Below are 17,584 nucleotides of genomic sequence, written 5' to 3' on the forward strand. Positions count from 1 at the left end.
GAAAGGAATGTATAAAACTATGAACACACGTTTAAACATTAGAGAAAAAAGATTTGTTGCCGTGGTAGCAGCCATTGCCCTGGTTTTCGGATTTACCCCGGTGGCCAGTGCCATGCACATTATGGAAGGGTATCTGCCCGTTGGTTTCAGTATCGCCTGGGGGGTAATCTGCATTCCCTTTTTAATTGCCGGTTATCTGTCAATTAAGAAAACCCTCAAGGAAAATCCTAAAACCATCACCCTGCTGGCCATGGCCGGTGCCTATGTATTTGTGTTGTCATCGTTAAAAATTCCATCTGTTACCGGCAGCTGTTCCCATATGACCGGAACCGGGCTGGGAGCAATTCTCTTTGGACCGGCAGCAGTTAGCATTCTGGGCATCATTGTTCTGTTATTTCAGGCCATTTTACTGGCCCATGGCGGTTTGACGACGCTGGGAGCCAATACCTTTTCAATGGCGATTGCCGGACCATTTGTAACCTATGGTATTTTCATTCTTTGTAAAAAAATAAAGATCAATCGCCATGTCGGGGTTTTTCTGGCAGCGGCAATTGGGGATTTGTTTACTTACTGTATCACCGCTTTCCAGTTGGCCTTGGCCTATCCCTCTGAAAGCGGCGGAGTTGCGGCCTCAATGGTAAAATTTCTGGCAGTATTTGCACCAACTCAGCTGCCGTTGGCGATTATTGAAGGGATTCTGACCGTGGTCATCATTATCGGCCTGGAAACCTATGCGCAACCAGAACTTAATGATTTGGGATATCTTACCGGAGGTGTAAAATAATGACAGCAACAAGAAAAACGGTAATTGGTCTTTTAGTATTGGTGGTATTGATTGCTCTGGTGCCCCTGTTTATCCTGCAGGATGCGGAATTTGGCGGATCGGATGATGCCGGTAGCGGGGTGGTTTCAGAGATTACCGGAACCGAATATGAACCCTGGTTTACCCCTATTTTTGAAACAGCCATTAATGGTGAAATCCCCGGCGAAGTGGAAAGCTTGTTTTTCTGCATCCAAACCGGTATCGGTGTCGGTATTATTGCTTTTGTGATGGGTCGCTTTGTTGAACGCAAGAAGCAGGAAGAAGGCAAGACCGGCAAGAAAAAAACGAAATAGGTTGCAGTTTAGCGGCAGATCCTTTTAAGAAACGAAAAATTAAATTAGGTTTTATTTGCGTGCGTCTATAAAAAAGCGCGTTATTTTCACAATGAAATTAACGCGCTTTTTTAAACGATATCAAGAAATCAGTGTCTTTGAATCGTTTGTGTTCAGGCAGAAAATACTATTTGGCTGGTCAAATAGGGATTTTGTCTGCCTGGGGTAATATCAGTGGGTGGCTTTATCATTCAAGTGATTGTGTGCTTTCTCACTTAGATTTCAAAAGTGATATATTTCTGAAGAACCGCTTTCAGCTCCCTGATCCCATCCCCGGTAATGGCACTGACCGGATGAATCTTATCCGGATGGATACCTGCATAAGTCAGGTAACGCCGACTGCGTTTCAAATCGCTATGCCTGTGGTCGATTTTGGTGATGACCCCGATCACCGGGATGTTGTAGGTACAGACAAAATTTGGGGGCACCGAGTTTTGGTGATCGGTGCTGGAATTAATTAGGACGATTAGTCCAGCGTCACAGGTCACATTGATGGCCTGGGGTCGAAAACAGGGCAGTTCAATAAACTCACCGGGGGTATCAATAAAATGGTCAGAATAACTGACCTGCTGAGTTTTGCCATAAGTGATCAATTCATTGGTCAGCCGTTGGAATAAGGTGGTTTTTCCACTGCCAATCCGTCCGATCAGGGCGACGCGGTTTTTATTATTTGCCATGAAAATTCTCCGTTAGGCTGATTGGACAAAACGTGCTTCCCGACCGATACAGGCATCGATGGGGCAGGTTTGACAATCGCAGTAATCCAATAAATCCTCAAAAAGAATGCCTGAAGAACTGTAAAGCGGCCGCATGGTGCTGTAGGGGGTTATTTCCATGCCGATGCTTTTGGTCGAGTTGCTAAAGGTATTGAAGATGATTTGATTGGCCTTAATCGACCAGTCCGGGAGTAGTCCGGGATTGACCATCCCGATTTTATCAAAGCTTTGCTCCAGCTGGATCGTATTTTTCAGATATCGCATTGCTGAAGTCATAACGGGAAGTTTAAGCGAATTTAACAGATATTTTTCGGTCTGATTGAGGTTGGTTGGCATGTCGCCGATGGTCAACAGGTACAAAAACACCTTTTGGTTGTCCGACAAGAGATGTTTCAGGATTTTACTTTTATATACGTGGCCGCCGATCAGAATCGTGTTGCCGGTGGTTGTTTTGACCGAACATTCTTTGAGAATGGCCCGGGGTTTAAACCGTTGGCTTAAAATATTCGCAGCATGGCTGTACTCTTCATAAGCAGAGGAATCCGCCTCAAGGGGCTTCTTTCCCAGCAATTTTTCAATATCTGTTCCAATGGGAATCTTTTTGATAACAACGTCTTTCATTTTTTTCCTCTTTTCTTGAGTGTTCAGTTTTTTTATTTCTGCAAAAAAATAAAAAAACCTTTTCAAAAAAAGGTTTACAAATGCGGGACTATTTCAGTGACGTCATTTAATTAAAGGAGAACGTCATTTCGTTTTCTTCTCACATTTTGCAGCCTTCTTTGAAGCTTCAAACAGATGATGCGTTTACAAAAATATCCTGACTTGGAGGGACTCCCTGCACCCAGCCTTCTCGGTTTTCCCAATGACTGAATACGTCCATATTCTCCTTACAGTAGCAAAGAAACTGTCGCAGATTTTCACCGCGTTCCTTTTGTAAATGCTTTTCTATGCCAATAATAAACTAAAAATGGGTGTTAATCAAGTCTATTATTGTTTTTTTCAAGATGAAGGTAAAATACGTCCTTGGATTAGAGACAATAACTGACTTAAATACTATTTGCAAAGCCGGAGATCTCAGCTACGCTAAAACACAGAAACGGAATTGCTATCCGCTTCTGTGTTTTGAATTGAGATTCGTCTAGTCAACCATAACCATAACCGATGTTGCTTTGATGACCGCAGTTGCATCACCGCCGACGACTAATCCAAGATCTTTGATTGCCGCCATGGAAATTGTTGCTGAAATAATGTTGCCATTTCCAATATCAATTTTCACGATCCCGCTCACCGCACCATCTTCAATTGCAACAATTTTTCCTTTCAACTGGTTTCTTGCACTTAATTTCATTTTGACACCCCCTTTCCCACAAGGTATTAAATACTACCTTTTTAATTTTACCCATTTTAAGCTAGACAAAACAGTGTTAAACAGCGAAGTGCATTTAACCGAAATGATTTCTTGACATAAAAGAAGGGTATGCAATATAATAACATTCATAACAAAACAAAACAATACTAAGCGAATCAAAAGGAGAAATTGAGTGAAACGTAGAGGAAAATGGTTAGCGATTTTATTGGTAATGGGAACACTACTCGGTTTGGTGTCGGGTTGTGGTAGTAATTCAAGTCAGGCCGAAGAAAAGGTTGATATGACAAAAAGTCTTGATGGTCAAACACTGTTTGTATACTGCGGAGCCGGGATGACCAAACCCTTTGGTGAGATTGCCGATCAGTTTAAAGCAGAAACCGGTTGTGATATCCAGGTGGTTTATGCCAACGCCGCTCAAATCCAGAATCAGATTCAGACAACCGGTGAAGGAGATCTCTTTATTGCTGGCTCGGCTGATGAGCTCAAACCGGTTCAGGACAAGGTGAGCGAAAGCATCGATCTGGTTAAACACATTCCGGTGCTGGCGGTAAAAAGCGGCAATCCGCTTGGTATCACCGGCTTAAACGACTTAACCGGGGCCGGGGTCGAAGTTGTGTTGGGGGATGGTGAAGCGACACCAATCGGCAAGATCGCCAATAAGGCCTTAACCGACCTGGGCATTTTAAACAATGTGAATGTCGTCGCCCGGGCCGCAACCGCCCCGGAAATAGCCAATGCCCTGTCAGTAGACGAATGCAATGCAATTATTATCTGGAAAGAAAATGTGCCAGCCAATGCTGAAATTGTCAATACCCCAGACCTCAATGCCTATGTAAAAACAGTCCCGGCAGCCAAATTAAGCAGAAGTGCCAATACAGAAGCGCTGGCGGCGTTTATGACCTATCTGGATTCGGATCCGGTCAAGACGATTTGGGAAAATAACGGTTATGAAGTACTCAACTAGATTGTTGGTATGAGAGGGAAAATATCAACCTTTGATTTTTTTGAAATACTAACCATTATTATTACCTTTATTGTCATTATCTTTACGACGGCTTTGTTATTGGCAATTGTACTTAAAGGGATCCCCTATTTAGGGGCCGCGTTTTATTCGGAGGAAGTACGGTTCTCCATCAGGCTAAGCTTATATACCGCCAGTATTGCGACGCTTATTTGTATGTTGCTGGCGATACCGACTGCTTACGCATTAACCCGGACCGTATTTCCATTTAAAAAGGCATGTCAAATGATAATTGAACTGCCGCTGTCGATGCCCTATCTTGTTTTGGGGCTTAGTTTGTTGATTGTTTTCTCCTCGGATTTTGGGAAAGCCTTAAAAGAGCTGGGATTTAAAGTCGTATTTGATAAAAATGGGATTATTATCGCCCAGACAGTTGTCAATTTACCGTTTGCCATTCGCTTTATTCGCACGGCATTTGAAGAAGTTGATGAGCGGCTGGAATTTATCTCCGGTAGTCTGGGAGCGACAAAGTGGGAGCGCTTTATCACCATTACCCTGCCGCTCGCCCGAAATGGTATTCTTTCAACGATTGTTCTGACATGGTCGAGAGCCTTAGGCGAGTTTGGCGCGACCCTGATGCTAGTCGGTGCGACGCGGATGAAAACCGAAACATTGACGACATCGATATATTTGAATCTGGCGACTGGTGATACCGGAGCCTCAATGGCTTCGGCGACGGTGATTCTGATCATTTCGCTGCTGTCTTTGTTTCTGACGAATTGGATCGGTCGAAAAAATAAGCAAGAAAGCCGGATGAAGGATGTGAATAGATGGTAAATGCAATGGTTGAAATTAACAATTATTCGATACAATTGGGAAAGTTTAAGTTGAATCAAATCAACTTAAACATCAGTGAGAAAGAGATCTTTGCGGTTTTAGGCAGAACCGGATCGGGCAAGACCGTTTTGCTTGAATCGGTCGCAGGATTTTACCGAAAATTTTCCGGGAAAGTAATGATTCAGGGGATCCCCGTCATCGATGTACCGCTGGAAAAGCGAAATATCGGATTTGTCTATCAGGACTTTGGTTTGTTTCCCCATATGACTGTTTTTGATAATATTACCTATGGATTAAAAATCCGCAAGATAGATAAAGTGGTTCAAAAAGAAAGGGTCGATAAAATGGCAGAAATATTATCAATCGGCCATATTCTTAAACAATATCCAGGAACCTTAAGTGGTGGCGAACGACAGCGAACAGCACTGGCCCGGGCGCTGATTTTAAACCCGCAGCTGCTTTTGATGGATGAACCCTTTTCATCTCTGGATCCGGCAACTAAAGAAAACATGTATGATCAGATTAATAAAATTCATGAAGTTTTCGGGTGTACGATTCTATTTGTGACCCACGATTTCAATGAAGCCCAGCGCATGGCCAACCGAATCGGCATTATGGTAAATGGTGAATTAAAAGCCGTTAGAAAAAGTGCCAACTTATTTGAGCGGTGTCAGGATGAAGAAATCAATCAGTTTCTGGGCCGGAATGATGAAGGGAGTATTCACGAGTGAAAGAGCAGGTATTTGAGGTAGAGGGGATTATGTGCCCCAAATGTGTCAAGAAAATTACGGAAGTATTACTACAACAGGATGGTATCAGTCAGGTTGAGGTCAGCGATGATTATCAGTCCGTTACAATTCTATTTGACGAGCAGCGGATCATCACCGATACTATCAAAGACAGCATCGAAACAATCGAAGGCAAAGAATTCAAAATAATCACCTGAAACGGAGGAAAAAAGATGTCATTTATATCGATCAACGAGATTGACCAGTTAATTAATGAGGACGTTCCCTATATTGATTTGACCAGCTGGGTTTTGGGGGTCAGGGAACAGCCGGGGAAAATTTCATATTTTACCCGGGAAGATGCGGTTGTCTGTGGCACCGAAGAAGTCAGTTCGATCTTTGAGCGCTTACACATCAAGACAGGATTGATGGTAGCCTCAGGGCAGAAAGTCAGTGCCGGCGCTGAGTTGATTACCGGCATGGGACGGGCCGAAGATTTGCATAAGGCCTGGAAAGTGGGCCAGAACATTCTCGATAATTGTTCGGGAATCGCCACCAAAACCCGAAAAATGGTCGACATGGCCAAGCAGGTAAGCCCGAACACGTCGATCTTGACGACCCGGAAGGGATTTCCCGGAACCAAGGCATTGGCGATCAAGTCGATCATGTCCGGTGGGGCCATGCCTCACCGCTTGGGTTTATCAGAAACCATTCTGGTATTCAAACAGCATCTGAATTTTATTGGTGGGTTTGATGGTTTGCTAAAAAAAATGCCGGAGCTGAAAGCTGAATGCTGCGAAAAGAAAATTATTGTCGAAGCCACCACTTTGGCCCAGGCAATTGATCTTTGCCAGGCCGGGGTAGATGGAATCCAGTTTGATAAGCTGACGGTCGAAGATCTGAGCGCAGCGGTTAAGCAGTTGCGCAGTGAATTTCCTGGCGTTGTGCTGCTGGCAGCGGGCGGCATCAATGAGACGAATATTTCCGCTTATGCCAGCACCCAGGTCAATGGTATTGTGACAACCTGTCTCTACAGTGCCAAACCCATTGACGTTGGAGTTAGAATTAATCAATAGCATCATTTCAGGATACAAGCGTGGTGACTTGTATCTTTTTTTGTTAAGTGATCAATACGGGATGGACTTCGATTTAATCAATTCCATTATTGACATATGCTATTTATAGCATATAATATTGTATAGCAGGATCAATTCAGTTACGCAATGCAAAAAATAAGGAAAGAGCGGGGGAAATGAAGATGGAAGAAAATAAGAGTCAATTGGTCAATGATTATGCAATCGAGAATTTCAAGAGTGGCTTAAATTGCGCAGAAAGTGTTTACGATGCCTTACTTCGTGGGGGGGTTCTGGATGTTCCCCGGGAAACGATTGCGATGTGTACCGGTTTTGGTGGTGGCATCGGCCTTGTCGGTGAAACCTGTGGCGCTTTGTCAGCTGCCGTGATGGCAAACAGTGCGGTTTATGGGCGCAAGGATCCCTGGAGCATCGATGCTGAGATACGTGGCCCGGAAGTCGGACAAAAATATTACCGACGTTATAACAATCTGGTTGGCGAGTTCTGCAAAGCCAATGGTGGGGCAACCTGTCGTGGAATCTGTGAGCCGTTTGAAGATTGGAATGGAAAAGACCGTCGGCTTCACTGTATGAAAATGGTAGGAACAACCGCTCAATTAGCGTACAAATATCTGCAAATTCCGCAAAACGAAGCCTTCGAGCTGCCATATGGCGAAAAAATGAGTGATAACAACAAAAAATGAGAGCTGGAAAAAGGAGGGTGGCGTAAAAATGTATTTAGCAATGGCGATGGACGGTAAAACGCTGGAAAGCAAGGTTTCGCAGCAGTTTGAGACGGGGAAGTATTTATTGGTGGTCGATACCACGAATTTAAGTGTGAGTGCAATTGAAAACTGCCATGATTTTTCGGCAGAAAGCTTGGCGCAAAAAGTAATTGACCTGAATTGCGAAGGGATCATCACCGGAGCAATCAGTGATCCGCAGGCCTTTGAGATCCTGGCTGATGCCTGTATTACCCGTTTTCTGGGGTCTGGCAAGACGGGCATGGAAGCCCTTGATTTAATGAAGAAACGTGACCTAAAGCTCATCAGAAACATTGAAGGTACCGATGGTTGTGGTGGCGATCATGACCATCACCATTAAACAATAGCTTATCACAGAAAAAACCCTAAAATATAGGGTTTTTTCTGCATATAAGGATGCTTTAATTACTGTCTTAAAAGCCGGATTTCGAGTAATCCGGTCAGCGGATCGCTTATTCGAAATCCGCAACGCAAAAAGATGGGGCTCTAAAATAATCAGGCTTCCCAAACAACAAAATAGACCCCATCCGCTCGCTTTTGCCCCTTGGCCAGTTCGAGATGTCGCAGGACGGACATATTGGTGCTGATTTCATCCGGCGTTAAGCCGAATTTTTCGACGCATTGCGGCATGGTTACACCACCACAATCTTTCATAAATAAATAGAGATTCTTTTGCGGATCGGTTAAACCGTCAATGCCGGTCTGGCCGGAATTTTTGCGATCGAGTTTGGCACTGTGAACGGCACTGGGGTCGCAGGTCTGGGTCACCTTATGTTGGCCCATGGCACAATCATCACAAAAAATTTTTCCTTTGACTTCATAAACATCATCGTCTTCAAGACTGATTCCACAACTAAAACATGTTTGCATAGCTACTCTCCCTGGCATTTCTAAATATTCTGGTTATTGTAACATACTGATCAAAATAAAAATAATTTTAATCGACAGCCTGATTAATTACATATCATATCATTTTTGCGGCGGGCTTGCTATAGCGTTGAATAATTTTATCATGATGAGAAATCACGGCGACAGTTATTGACATATGTTTATTATGGCATATAATACTTATAAAAAGCGGAATACAGCGTTGATCGAAGATCAGTGTTAAGGCGAGAAAGGAAAAATTTGAAATGGAAAAAGAGAATCAACAAGCCGAGTTGATAGGGGCAAAATCACATCAAAATTTAAATACAAGACATCGCAAGTTGGCAAAGGATTTATTCCGACAGGGATATAATTGTTCACAAGCTGTCTTGCTGGCGTTTAGCGATGAGTGTGGCCTGGACTTTAAAACGGCCGCCAGGCTTAGCTCATCCTTCGGTGCGGGAATGGGAAGACTTAGAGAGGTATGCGGTGCAGTGACCGGGATGTTTATGGTGGCAGGTCTGCTTTATGGCTACAGCGATCCCCAGGATCAGTCCGGAAAAACCGCCCATTATCAGCGGATTCAGGAGCTAGCCAAACAATTTGAGGACAAAAACCAGTCGATCATCTGCCGGGAATTACTGGGACTGGGAGCAGGCAAGGATAGTCCGGTTCCGGAGCAGCGAACCGCAGCATACTATCAAAATCGGCCCTGTGAAGCGTTGGTGGGGAATGCAGCAGCGATAATGGCAGCATATATTGAAGGACAAAAATTGCACCAACAGGAATGACACCACTTACTTAGGTTAGCAAAATCGGGAAGCTCAAGGCGAGTAATTAAATTCAAATAGTTATTGACATATGTTTTTAAAGAGGTATAATCATAAGTGATAAAAACATATGTCAATAATAAAAAAGGAGAATTTAATGAAAATAGCAATACCTGCAGATGAAAAAGTTCTGGCGAGCGAAGTATGCATGTCTTTCGGAAGAGCTCCCTATTTTTACATTTATGAGACCACGACAAAAATGGGTGATTTCATTGAAAATGCTGCCGCCAGAAGTCCTGGCGGGGCGGGGGTTAAAGCGGCCCAGATCGTTGTCGATAGCCACGCTGATATCTTAATCACTCCACGATGTGGTGAAAACGCCGCTGAGGTTTTTAAAGCGACGAAACTGGAAATTTATAAAAGCACGCTGGGCTCGATTCAGAATAACATCGATGCGTATATGGATAACAAACTGGCTGTCCTCGACCAGTTTCACGCAGGGTTTCATGGCGTTGGCGGAAGCTAAGTCATGAAAACGCAATTGATTAACGGTGTATCCCAGGGAACCCTTGGTATTATTTCACGCAAAGTTGGTGACAAGAAAATCGTTGCGCAAATCCTTCAGAATGAGTTTACAACGGTTGGTTTGTGTCAAGGGGATGTGGTCAGAATGCTGGTAGCCAGTGACATTGCCGAAAAAACGTCTGACGTTGTTGTCACTGAAATCTCAGGGGTTTGTCCACAACATATCATTTGTCTGGCAATTCTGGGTGATGTAACCTCAGTGGAAGCAGCCTTGAAAGCCATAGAAAGTAGGTTGATGAGTAAGTGAAATTAGCAGTGCTCAGCGGCAAAGGCGGAACCGGCAAAACGCTGGTATCGGTTAATCTGGCAGCTGTGGCAAACAATTCCGTTTATGTCGATTGTGATGTGGAAGAACCAAACGGACATTTGTTTTTTAAACCGGTGGAGATAAAGAAGGAAAAGGTCAGCATCAAAATACCTGTTGTTGACGAAGATCTTTGTCTGGGGTGCCGGAAATGTGTTGACTTTTGTAAATTCAACGCCCTCGCCGCCATTATCAACAAGTTAATTGTTTTTGATGATATTTGTCACTCATGCGGGGGTTGCATCATGCTTTGTCCAAGCCACGCTTTGACCGAAAAGGACAAGGTCATTGGAAAAATAAATAGCGGTATTTCCGAAGAGGTCAAGGTGATTTCCGGTATTTTAAATACGGGTGAAGCATCGGGAATACCCATTATCAAAGAATTGCTGAGTAAAATATCAGCGGAAGAAAAGATGACAGTGATCGACTGTCCGCCTGGCAGTGCCTGCATTGTGATGGAAAGCATCCGGGACGTTGATTATTGTATTTTAGTGGCAGAACCGACAGTATTTGGCCTGCACAATCTGGCCCTGGTTTATCAGCTAGTGAAGCTGTTTAATAAACCCCATGGTGTTGTCATCAATAAATGGATGGCCGGTGAAAATCTGATTGAACGGTTTTGTAGCGACAATCAGATCACGGTATTAGACAAAATTCCTTTTGAGAGTGAACTGGGAACAATTAATTCTGATGGGGAAATTGCGGCAAAAAGCGAAAAATACTATGGTTTATTCTCGGAGTTGCTAAAAACAGTCGTTAAGGAGGTGGAACATGAAACAGTTACTCATTCTTAGCGGTAAAGGTGGCACCGGAAAAACAACCCTGGCCAGTGCATTTATAAAGATGGCCCAGGCAAAAGTATGCGCGGATTGTGATGTCGATGCTCCTAATTTGCATCTGGTTTTAAGGCAGTCGGTAAAGCCGCAGGTAAACGATTTTTTCGGGATGCCAAAGGCCGAAATAAATCCAACGCTGTGTGCCAAGTGTCATCGCTGCCTGGAACATTGCCGTTTTGAGGCGATCACAGTCAATGATGGTAGCTACCGGGTTGATTCGTTCGCCTGTGAAGGCTGCGGTGTCTGTGAAATGGTTTGTCCAGTCCGGGCGATCAGTCTAAAACCGCATATTGCCGGTGAACTGATGCTGTATGACAATAAAGAGAGTCTCTTTTCCACCGCTTTGCTTAAAATGGGCAGTGGAACATCGGGGATGCTGGTCACCGAAGTGAAGAAGCAAATGAAGTCGGTTGATGTTGGCGCTGCTTTGGCAATCATTGACGGATCGCCGGGAATTGGCTGCCCGGTGATTGCATCGATCAGTGGGGTGGATTTGGTGCTGATTGTTGCGGAGCCATCGGTTTCCGGGATCAGTGATTTGGAACGGATCATTAAAACGGCACAGACCTTTCATACGAAAACCGCTGTCTGTGTCAACAAATTCGATACCAATTTGAAAAAAACTGAAGCGATTATGGCCTATTGTAAAGAACAGGACATTCCCTATATGGGTAACATTCCTTATGATGAAAATGCTGTTAAAGCTATCAATCAGGGCTTGACCATTGTGGACATCGTTTGTGATGCGGGTTTGGCAGCCCAGGAAGTATTTAACAATACCTTAGAAGTATTATTGAAGAAATAGTTTGAAGATTAAGATAGTTATTGACATATGCTGTTAATGTATTATAATGTTTTTGTTAATCGCATATGTCAGTAACAATGCGAATCAATCAGTAACGATAATTTGGAGGAAGATTATGAAAATTGCATTACCAACGCGTGAGAATTATATTGATGGCCATTTTGGTCACTGTGAGTATTATACGGTGTTTACCATTGATGACAACAGCAAAGAGATATTAAGTCAGGAGATCATTGCCTCGCCACAAGGTTGCGGCTGTAAATCCAATATTGCTACCACGCTGGCCGAAATGGGTGTCAGTCTGTTGCTTGCTGGCAATATGGGTGAAGGGGCAGTCAATGTCTTGCGTCGAGCGGGCATCGAAGTGGTTCGGGGATGTTCCGGGGATGTCAAAGAAGTGGCATTGAGCTGGTTGGCCGGATCCGTAATGGATTCTGGCGAAATGTGTCATGCCCACGAAGCGGGCCATGAATGTCAGCACTAAGCCCTTATAAAAACAGTTTTGATAAGGAGTATTAAGCGATGCCCAGACCTGTAAAATGGAAAAAAGTCTGTTGTCTGCCGGAAACGGATTTATTTGGACCCCTTAACGCCAAAAATACAGAAGAGGGTGTCATCACTATGACGGTTGAGGAGTATGAAACCATCCGTCTGATTGACCTGGAAGGGCTGCTTCAGGAAGAATGTGCCGAAAGTATGCATGTGGCACGAACAACGGTTCAAAAAATATATAACGATGCCCGCAAAAAACTGGCCGATGCGTTGGTTAACGGCAATGTCTTAAAGATCGAAGGCGGAAATTATAAGCTGTGCGAAGAAGGCCAGGAAACCTACGGCTGTAGCCGCTGCCGCAAACGTCGGGGCAATGGCCGTTGTGATCAGACGCAGATTTAAAAATCAATATAGCAAACAATAGGCAATTGCGAAACTGGGTGCAAAGTTCACGCTATTTTGGAATTGCCTGTAGCAAACAATTGAAAGAGGAGAATTTTTATGAGTGAAGATTGTAGTCAATCCTGTGGGACTTGCGGCGAAGAATGTGCCGATCGAAAAGTTGATTTTTCCGAGCAGCCTCATGAACTAAGTAAGATAAAAAAAGTTATTGGTGTCGTCAGTGGCAAGGGTGGCGTTGGTAAATCGATGGTAACCTCGCTGATGGCGGTAAGCATGAAGCGACAGGGATATAATACCGCCATTCTTGATGCCGATATTACCGGTCCGTCGATTCCCAAAGCCTTTGGCATCAAAGAAAAAGCCATGCCTTCAGAATTGGGATTGTTTCCGATCACCAGTAAAACCGGGATTGAAATCATGTCAATTAATCTGTTGCTGGAAAATGATACCGATCCGGTAGTCTGGCGCGGCCCGATTATTGCCAACACGGTTAAGCAGTTCTGGACCGATGTGATCTGGGGCGATGTCGACTATATGTTTGTCGATATGCCACCTGGAACCGGCGATGTGCCATTAACGGTCTTTCAATCGTTACCAGTAGATGGCATTATTATTGTCACCTCACCCCAGGAGTTGGTTTCGATGATTGTTGCCAAAGCCGTCAACATGGCCAAGATGATGAACATACCAGTAATTGGTCTGGTGGAAAACATGTCTTACTTTGAATGTCCGGACTGCGACAAAAAGCACTACTTATTTGGCGAAAGTCGGATTGAAGAAGTGGCCAAACAATATGGTATCGAGGTTGTCGCCAAAATGCCGATTGATTCTTCGCTGGCTGGCGGCTGTGATAAAGGTCTGATTGAGTTATTTGAGAATAATTGGCTGGATCCGATCGTTAAGACACTGGAAAAAAGTGAACAAGCAGATGCGTTGTTCGTGCCGGAATTTGCCAATCAGGATGTCCCAGCTCAGACGGGGAGCCGGGTTTAATAAACTGTTTATAAAATTATTAATAAGATAAACTGGTTATTGACAAATGTTAATAATTAATGTAAACTACTGTTAGATTAATCGTATTGAATAAAAATAAGCCAATGAGGCATTTTCTCCTTGAAAGGAGTTGTGTTTTGTTGGCTTTTTTTGCACAGGCGAATTAACAGAATCTTAAGGAAATTGCTCAGACTCGATTTGAAAAAAGGGCTGTCACTTTTGAAAAGTGTCGTAGGAGTAAAGTGTCTTTGTAGTATTGGTAAAAACAGTTTAATATGATATCAACTATGTGTCTGAAGACTCACTTATGTGGGTCTTTTATTTTTTGAAAATTTAAGGAGAAAAGAAAAATGAATCAGGAATTATGGGAAAAATCAGTTGAATTTCACGGACATCATTGTCCTGGGTTGGCCATTGGCGTCAGAGCTTCACAGGAAGCGATTAAGGCACTCAACATCTCTTTTTCAGAAGATGAAGATGTGGTGTGTATCACCGAAAACGATGCCTGCGGTGTTGATGGGGTGCAGGTTATTTTAGGCTGCAGCGTGGGAAAAGGCAATCTGTTGTTTAGAAATCGGGGGAAACAGGCTTTTACTTTTTTTAATCGCAACAGTGGCGAAAAAATCCGTCTGGTTTTAAAAGCTTTGCCGGAAATGGAACGGGATGAAATGGAAGGGTTCATTTTAAATGAGCCCGACGCCAGCAAGATCTTTGACTTTAAAACCCCGGATTATGACCTGCCGGAACGGGCCCGGATTTTTCAAAGTGTGATCTGCGAGGAATGCGGTGAAAAAACGGCCGAGCATATGATCCGGCTGGAAAACGGCAAGAAAGTTTGTGTTGATTGCTCGAATCCCTACACCCGAGGTTTTTAATTAATTTTTGAGTGGGAAATGCAGTGAGTTGAAAGAGGAGAAAAGTAATGAAAAAAATATGGGTAGTTTTGTTAAGTTTAGTGATGATGGTATCTTTTGCAGCTTGCAGTAGTGCAAAAAAAGAGGATACCAAAAGTAAAGAAGCAGAGGCCACCACAAAGGTAGTAACCGACAGCCTCGGCCGTCAGGTGGAAGTGCCAGCCGAAATTGACAGTGTTGGTTCCCTTGGGGTGATGCGGCTGTTTACCTACATGGATGCCGTTGATCTGGTTAAAGGTGGAACTGATATGGACAATGTTCAGGTGTTAACCCGTCCTTATACCCTGGTTAATCCAAATTTTGCCAGTTTAACGCAAATTGGGCAGGGTGGTTCCGGTGGTATTGTTCCTTTTGACGAAGAAATCGTTAAGTTGGCACCCGATGTCATTTTTGTCGTGTCGGATTATACCCAGTCTGATGAGTTGCAGGCAAAAACCGGTATTCCGGTGGTGGCCGTAGCCAGCCCCGGCTTATTTGATGGAAAAATGAGTGCCTCCATGGATCTAATTGGTCAGGTATTGGGCAAAGAAGATCGGGCCAAGGAAGTCAATGAGTATATGGATCAGGCACAAAAAGATCTCAATGACCGCACCAAAGATATTCCGGAAGCCAGTCGACCCAGTGTTTATAATGGCGCTCTGAATTTCAAAGGCAAACACGGCTTTGACGGCACCAGCGGGAATTATGGCCCCTTTGTGGCCATCAATGCCAATAACGTGGTCGACCAAACCGGTCAAAAATCAGCCTTCTCCATTGACCTTGAACAGGTTCTGGCCTGGAATCCGGAGATCATTTTCCTGAATCCGGAAAATATGGATCTGGTCAACGAACAATACACCCAGAACCCGGATTTCTTTAATTCCTTGCAGGCGGTTCAGAATAACAAGGTTTACACCCAATTGGCATATAATAATAACTACACCAATGTCGAAATTGCCCTGGCCGATGCCTATTATGCCGGTACCATTATTTATCCCGATAAATTTAAAGATGTCAATATTGAAAAGAAAGCCGATGAAATTTTTGAGTTTCTGCTGGGCGAAAAATTATGTGCTAAATATACGGCAGCGGGACAGGGCTTTGGTCCACTGACAATTGGAAAATAATGGTTAATCAAAAAAAGACAGCCTGCGGCGTCAACTATGATCAATACATCTACCGTAAGATTCTGACGATCGTGATTCTGGTGATACTGACATTTCTAACCGCACTTTTTGCGATCACCGCCGGTTCGGCCGACATTCCGGTTACCGAAGTGTTAAAGGCCTTATTCGGATTGGGTGCTGAAAAAAATGTACTGGTTACAGTCAACATCCGTCTGCCTCGAATCCTGATGGCCATTGTCGGCGGGATTGGCTTGGCGGCGGCTGGCTGTGTCATGCAGAGTATCTTAAAAAATCCGTTGGCATCAGCATCCACCCTGGGGATCTCCCAGGGTGCTTCCTTCGGGGCCGCCATTGCCATTACCTTCCTGGGTGGGGGCACCGTCATGGGGAACACTGCCGATGCGGTGACCGTCAACAACCCCTATTTAACCAGTATCTGCGCTTTTATTACCTCGATGTTTGTCACTTTTGTGATTTTGGGTTTATCGAAAGCCCGCAAGGCATCTCCTGAAACTATGATTCTAGCCGGGGTGGCCCTCAGTTCCTTGTTTGCTGGTGCTACGGCGCTACTGCAGTACTTTTCCTCAGATGTTCAGATGGCCGCCATTGTCTTTTGGACTTTTGGCGATCTGGGCCGGGCCAGTATGCAAAATATCCAGGTGGCGGCAATAGTGACGGCCGGAGCGCTGATTTATTTCATGTTTAACCGCTGGAACTACAACGCCCTGGAATGTGGCGAACATACCGCCACCGGCCTGGGGGTTAATGTCTCCCGGGTACGGCTGATTGGGATGACGGTCGCTTCGCTGACGGCGGCGACGATTGTATCTTTTGTGGGGATTATCAACTTTATTGGTCTGATTGCTCCCCATATCATGCGGCGCTTTGTTGGCAATGATTACCGTTATCTGCTGCCGGCATCAGCCCTGATGGGGGCGCTGATGCTATTGATTAGCGATACCTTTGCCCGGTTAATTATTTCACCGATCATTCTGCCCATCGGAGCCATTACCTCATTCCTGGGGGCTCCGCTATTCTTATATCTGATATTTAAAGGAGTGAGTCACAATGCTGAAAATTGATGCTTTGGAATTTGGTTATCGATCCAACCGAAAAATTCTGGATCGCATTGAATTTGATGTTGCTAATGGCGAATGCGTCGCGATTCTAGGCAATAACGGGGCGGGCAAAAGCACCATGCTAAAGTGTCTGAATAAGATTATCGCACCTCAAAAAGGCCGGGTCGTCGTCAATGAGGTCGATATTCTCAGGATGACCCGCCTGGACATTGCCAAAAATACTGCCTATGTTGCCCAGAAAAGTGAAGGGAGTCAAATAACGGCTTATGATGCTATTTTATTAGGGCGCAAACCCTATATTAAACTGGCGCCGAAAAAAGAAGATTACGAAATAGTTGAAACGATTATTGCCAGTATGGGATTGGAACAATTATCACTGCGTTATATCGATGAGTTAAGCGGCGGTGAACTGCAAAAGGTGATGATTGCCCGGGCTCTGGCCCAGGAACCGAAAGTGCTGCTGCTTGATGAGCCCACCAGCTGCCTGGATTTAAAGAACCAGCTGGAGGTACTAAAGCTGATTCAGAATATTACCAAAGAAAAAGAGATAGCGGTGGTCATTGTCATCCACGATTTAAATTTGGCGCTGCGATACTGTGACCGGTTTCTCTTCTTAAAAGACAGTGAAATTTTCTGTTACGGTGGTTTGGACATAATGACCTCCGAAAACATTGGCGCAGTCTATCAGGTGCCGGTGGTTGTGGAATCCTATCAAAATCAGAAAGTCGTGATCCCTTTAACGTAAAAAGAAAAGCTCTGGTTTGCATGTTGAATCAGAGTTTTTTTTATTGCCGTTGAGCTAAATAATACGATTGTCGCCTTTGAAGA

General features: G+C 44.2%; 25 protein-coding genes and 1 riboswitch. Of the genes, 21 read left to right on the forward strand and 4 right to left on the reverse strand.

Features of this window, described 5'->3' with window-relative positions; genetic code table 11:
• The first annotated feature begins 19 nt into the window (after positions 1–19).
• Both B3F51_RS09635 and B3F51_RS09640 read left to right on the forward strand, forming a co-directional pair.
• On the forward strand, positions 20–784 hold the full coding sequence (locus B3F51_RS09635; RefSeq protein ID WP_286946861.1) for an energy-coupling factor ABC transporter permease: 765 nt from the start codon (positions 20–22) through the stop codon (positions 782–784).
• Positions 784–1,116 (forward strand): energy-coupling factor ABC transporter substrate-binding protein, encoded by a 333-nt coding sequence (locus B3F51_RS09640; RefSeq protein ID WP_070372424.1) that lies wholly within the window; start codon positions 784–786, stop codon positions 1,114–1,116. Before B3F51_RS09635 ends, B3F51_RS09640 begins: the two co-directional genes overlap by 1 nt.
• A gap of 254 nt (positions 1,117–1,370) precedes the next feature.
• On the opposite strand, the gene B3F51_RS09645 is transcribed toward B3F51_RS09640, so the two are convergent.
• The 3 genes from B3F51_RS09645 to B3F51_RS09655 all read right to left on the reverse strand — a co-directional run bounded on the left by B3F51_RS09645 (position 1,371) and on the right by B3F51_RS09655 (position 3,219).
• Positions 1,371–1,832 (reverse strand): EutP/PduV family microcompartment system protein, encoded by a 462-nt coding sequence (locus B3F51_RS09645; RefSeq protein ID WP_148636633.1) that lies wholly within the window; start codon positions 1,830–1,832, stop codon positions 1,371–1,373.
• Positions 1,833–1,844: 12 nt separating this feature from the next.
• Entirely contained in the window at positions 1,845–2,492 is a 648-nt protein-coding gene (locus tag B3F51_RS09650) for a hypothetical protein (RefSeq protein ID WP_286946778.1), read from the reverse strand.
• Between the two features lie 174 nt (positions 2,493–2,666).
• Positions 2,667–2,841: riboswitch (cobalamin riboswitch) on the reverse strand.
• Between the two features lie 168 nt (positions 2,842–3,009).
• Positions 3,010–3,219: a TOBE domain-containing protein gene (locus tag B3F51_RS09655; RefSeq protein WP_070372426.1), complete on the reverse strand. Its 210-nt coding sequence runs from the start codon at positions 3,217–3,219 to the stop codon at positions 3,010–3,012.
• Between the two features lie 193 nt (positions 3,220–3,412).
• Here B3F51_RS09655 and B3F51_RS09660 point away from each other — a divergent pair, with 193 nt between their 5' ends.
• From B3F51_RS09660 to B3F51_RS09690, 7 genes are all read left to right on the forward strand, one after another.
• Positions 3,413–4,204, forward strand: coding sequence for a substrate-binding domain-containing protein (locus B3F51_RS09660; protein ID WP_286946780.1), 792 nt, complete (start codon positions 3,413–3,415; stop codon positions 4,202–4,204).
• A gap of 9 nt (positions 4,205–4,213) precedes the next feature.
• Positions 4,214–5,038: an ABC transporter permease gene (locus B3F51_RS09665; RefSeq protein ID WP_286946782.1), complete on the forward strand. Its 825-nt coding sequence runs from the start codon at positions 4,214–4,216 to the stop codon at positions 5,036–5,038.
• The gene (locus B3F51_RS09670) at positions 5,032–5,769 is read left to right on the forward strand and encodes an ATP-binding cassette domain-containing protein (RefSeq protein ID WP_286946784.1); all 738 of its coding nucleotides are present in this window, start codon (positions 5,032–5,034) and stop codon (positions 5,767–5,769) included. Before B3F51_RS09665 ends, B3F51_RS09670 begins: the two co-directional genes overlap by 7 nt.
• A complete protein-coding gene (locus B3F51_RS09675; RefSeq protein WP_286946785.1) occupies positions 5,766–5,984 on the forward strand; it encodes a heavy-metal-associated domain-containing protein in 219 nt (72 codons plus the stop codon). Before B3F51_RS09670 ends, B3F51_RS09675 begins: the two co-directional genes overlap by 4 nt.
• A 15-nt stretch (positions 5,985–5,999) precedes the next feature.
• Complete coding sequence (modD, locus tag B3F51_RS09680) at positions 6,000–6,842, forward strand: ModD protein (protein WP_286946787.1); 843 nt, start codon at positions 6,000–6,002, stop codon at positions 6,840–6,842.
• Between the two features lie 182 nt (positions 6,843–7,024).
• Positions 7,025–7,543, forward strand: a complete 519-nt coding sequence (locus tag B3F51_RS09685; protein ID WP_286946789.1) for a C-GCAxxG-C-C family protein — start codon at positions 7,025–7,027, stop codon at positions 7,541–7,543.
• 28 nt (positions 7,544–7,571) lie between these two features.
• The gene (locus tag B3F51_RS09690) at positions 7,572–7,943 is read left to right on the forward strand and encodes a NifB/NifX family molybdenum-iron cluster-binding protein (protein ID WP_286946791.1); all 372 of its coding nucleotides are present in this window, start codon (positions 7,572–7,574) and stop codon (positions 7,941–7,943) included.
• A 155-nt stretch (positions 7,944–8,098) separates the two neighbouring features.
• On the opposite strand, the gene B3F51_RS09695 is transcribed toward B3F51_RS09690, so the two are convergent.
• Positions 8,099–8,473, reverse strand: a complete 375-nt coding sequence (locus B3F51_RS09695; RefSeq protein ID WP_286805111.1) for a hypothetical protein — start codon at positions 8,471–8,473, stop codon at positions 8,099–8,101.
• A gap of 263 nt (positions 8,474–8,736) precedes the next feature.
• On the opposite strand from B3F51_RS09695, the gene B3F51_RS09700 reads away from it, so the two are divergent.
• The 12 genes from B3F51_RS09700 to B3F51_RS09755 all read left to right on the forward strand — a co-directional run bounded on the left by B3F51_RS09700 (position 8,737) and on the right by B3F51_RS09755 (position 17,501).
• The gene (locus B3F51_RS09700) at positions 8,737–9,261 is read left to right on the forward strand and encodes a C-GCAxxG-C-C family protein (RefSeq protein WP_286946793.1); all 525 of its coding nucleotides are present in this window, start codon (positions 8,737–8,739) and stop codon (positions 9,259–9,261) included.
• A 136-nt stretch (positions 9,262–9,397) separates the two neighbouring features.
• Positions 9,398–9,766, forward strand: coding sequence for a NifB/NifX family molybdenum-iron cluster-binding protein (locus B3F51_RS09705; protein WP_286946796.1), 369 nt, complete (start codon positions 9,398–9,400; stop codon positions 9,764–9,766).
• 3 nt (positions 9,767–9,769) lie between these two features.
• Positions 9,770–10,072 (forward strand): BMC domain-containing protein, encoded by a 303-nt coding sequence (locus tag B3F51_RS09710; protein ID WP_286946799.1) that lies wholly within the window; start codon positions 9,770–9,772, stop codon positions 10,070–10,072.
• Entirely contained in the window at positions 10,069–10,923 is an 855-nt protein-coding gene (locus tag B3F51_RS09715) for an ATP-binding protein (RefSeq protein WP_286946801.1), read from the forward strand. Before B3F51_RS09710 ends, B3F51_RS09715 begins: the two co-directional genes overlap by 4 nt.
• Positions 10,901–11,770: an ATP-binding protein gene (locus B3F51_RS09720; RefSeq protein WP_286946803.1), complete on the forward strand. Its 870-nt coding sequence runs from the start codon at positions 10,901–10,903 to the stop codon at positions 11,768–11,770. The genes B3F51_RS09715 and B3F51_RS09720 overlap by 23 nt, the downstream gene beginning before the upstream one ends.
• Before the next feature lie 115 nt (positions 11,771–11,885).
• Positions 11,886–12,254: a NifB/NifX family molybdenum-iron cluster-binding protein gene (locus B3F51_RS09725; RefSeq protein WP_286946805.1), complete on the forward strand. Its 369-nt coding sequence runs from the start codon at positions 11,886–11,888 to the stop codon at positions 12,252–12,254.
• Between the two features lie 38 nt (positions 12,255–12,292).
• A complete protein-coding gene (locus tag B3F51_RS09730) occupies positions 12,293–12,664 on the forward strand; it encodes a DUF134 domain-containing protein (RefSeq protein ID WP_070372441.1) in 372 nt (123 codons plus the stop codon).
• Between the two features lie 99 nt (positions 12,665–12,763).
• Complete coding sequence (locus B3F51_RS09735; protein WP_084633759.1) at positions 12,764–13,657, forward strand: Mrp/NBP35 family ATP-binding protein; 894 nt, start codon at positions 12,764–12,766, stop codon at positions 13,655–13,657.
• Positions 13,658–14,007: 350 nt separating this feature from the next.
• Positions 14,008–14,532, forward strand: coding sequence for an FmdE family protein (locus tag B3F51_RS09740; RefSeq protein ID WP_286946808.1), 525 nt, complete (start codon positions 14,008–14,010; stop codon positions 14,530–14,532).
• 47 nt (positions 14,533–14,579) lie between these two features.
• Positions 14,580–15,677: an ABC transporter substrate-binding protein gene (locus tag B3F51_RS09745; RefSeq protein WP_286946810.1), complete on the forward strand. Its 1,098-nt coding sequence runs from the start codon at positions 14,580–14,582 to the stop codon at positions 15,675–15,677.
• The gene (locus B3F51_RS09750; protein ID WP_286946812.1) at positions 15,677–16,759 is read left to right on the forward strand and encodes a FecCD family ABC transporter permease; all 1,083 of its coding nucleotides are present in this window, start codon (positions 15,677–15,679) and stop codon (positions 16,757–16,759) included. The genes B3F51_RS09745 and B3F51_RS09750 overlap by 1 nt, the downstream gene beginning before the upstream one ends.
• Complete coding sequence (locus B3F51_RS09755) at positions 16,746–17,501, forward strand: ABC transporter ATP-binding protein (protein WP_070372452.1); 756 nt, start codon at positions 16,746–16,748, stop codon at positions 17,499–17,501. The genes B3F51_RS09750 and B3F51_RS09755 overlap by 14 nt, the downstream gene beginning before the upstream one ends.
• The last annotated feature ends 83 nt before the right edge of the window (positions 17,502–17,584 follow it).

This window comes from Acetobacterium sp. UBA5834 (assembly GCF_002435675.1).
GTDB lineage: Bacteria > Bacillota > Clostridia > Eubacteriales > Eubacteriaceae > Acetobacterium > Acetobacterium wieringae.

Excerpts from the sequence above, each read along its gene's own strand:
- B3F51_RS09635 (WP_286946861.1), top strand. The coding sequence starts at position 20 with ATGAACACACGTTTAAACATTAGAGAAAAAAGATTTGTTGCCGTGGTA.
- B3F51_RS09640 (WP_070372424.1), top strand. The coding sequence starts at position 784 with ATGACAGCAACAAGAAAAACGGTAATTGGTCTTTTAGTATTGGTGGTA.
- B3F51_RS09645 (WP_148636633.1), bottom strand. The coding sequence starts at position 1,832 with ATGGCAAATAATAAAAACCGCGTCGCCCTGATCGGACGGATTGGCAGT.
- B3F51_RS09650 (WP_286946778.1), bottom strand. The coding sequence starts at position 2,492 with ATGAAAGACGTTGTTATCAAAAAGATTCCCATTGGAACAGATATTGAA.
- B3F51_RS09655 (WP_070372426.1), bottom strand. The coding sequence starts at position 3,219 with ATGAAATTAAGTGCAAGAAACCAGTTGAAAGGAAAAATTGTTGCAATT.
- B3F51_RS09665 (WP_286946782.1), top strand. The coding sequence starts at position 4,214 with ATGAGAGGGAAAATATCAACCTTTGATTTTTTTGAAATACTAACCATT.
- B3F51_RS09670 (WP_286946784.1), top strand. The coding sequence starts at position 5,032 with ATGGTAAATGCAATGGTTGAAATTAACAATTATTCGATACAATTGGGA.
- modD (WP_286946787.1), top strand. The coding sequence starts at position 6,000 with ATGTCATTTATATCGATCAACGAGATTGACCAGTTAATTAATGAGGAC.
- B3F51_RS09685 (WP_286946789.1), top strand. The coding sequence starts at position 7,025 with ATGGAAGAAAATAAGAGTCAATTGGTCAATGATTATGCAATCGAGAAT.
- B3F51_RS09690 (WP_286946791.1), top strand. The coding sequence starts at position 7,572 with ATGTATTTAGCAATGGCGATGGACGGTAAAACGCTGGAAAGCAAGGTT.
- B3F51_RS09695 (WP_286805111.1), bottom strand. The coding sequence starts at position 8,473 with ATGCAAACATGTTTTAGTTGTGGAATCAGTCTTGAAGACGATGATGTT.
- B3F51_RS09700 (WP_286946793.1), top strand. The coding sequence starts at position 8,737 with ATGGAAAAAGAGAATCAACAAGCCGAGTTGATAGGGGCAAAATCACAT.
- B3F51_RS09705 (WP_286946796.1), top strand. The coding sequence starts at position 9,398 with ATGAAAATAGCAATACCTGCAGATGAAAAAGTTCTGGCGAGCGAAGTA.
- B3F51_RS09710 (WP_286946799.1), top strand. The coding sequence starts at position 9,770 with ATGAAAACGCAATTGATTAACGGTGTATCCCAGGGAACCCTTGGTATT.
- B3F51_RS09720 (WP_286946803.1), top strand. The coding sequence starts at position 10,901 with ATGAAACAGTTACTCATTCTTAGCGGTAAAGGTGGCACCGGAAAAACA.
- B3F51_RS09725 (WP_286946805.1), top strand. The coding sequence starts at position 11,886 with ATGAAAATTGCATTACCAACGCGTGAGAATTATATTGATGGCCATTTT.
- B3F51_RS09730 (WP_070372441.1), top strand. The coding sequence starts at position 12,293 with ATGCCCAGACCTGTAAAATGGAAAAAAGTCTGTTGTCTGCCGGAAACG.
- B3F51_RS09735 (WP_084633759.1), top strand. The coding sequence starts at position 12,764 with ATGAGTGAAGATTGTAGTCAATCCTGTGGGACTTGCGGCGAAGAATGT.
- B3F51_RS09740 (WP_286946808.1), top strand. The coding sequence starts at position 14,008 with ATGAATCAGGAATTATGGGAAAAATCAGTTGAATTTCACGGACATCAT.
- B3F51_RS09745 (WP_286946810.1), top strand. The coding sequence starts at position 14,580 with ATGAAAAAAATATGGGTAGTTTTGTTAAGTTTAGTGATGATGGTATCT.
- B3F51_RS09750 (WP_286946812.1), top strand. The coding sequence starts at position 15,677 with ATGGTTAATCAAAAAAAGACAGCCTGCGGCGTCAACTATGATCAATAC.
- B3F51_RS09755 (WP_070372452.1), top strand. The coding sequence starts at position 16,746 with ATGCTGAAAATTGATGCTTTGGAATTTGGTTATCGATCCAACCGAAAA.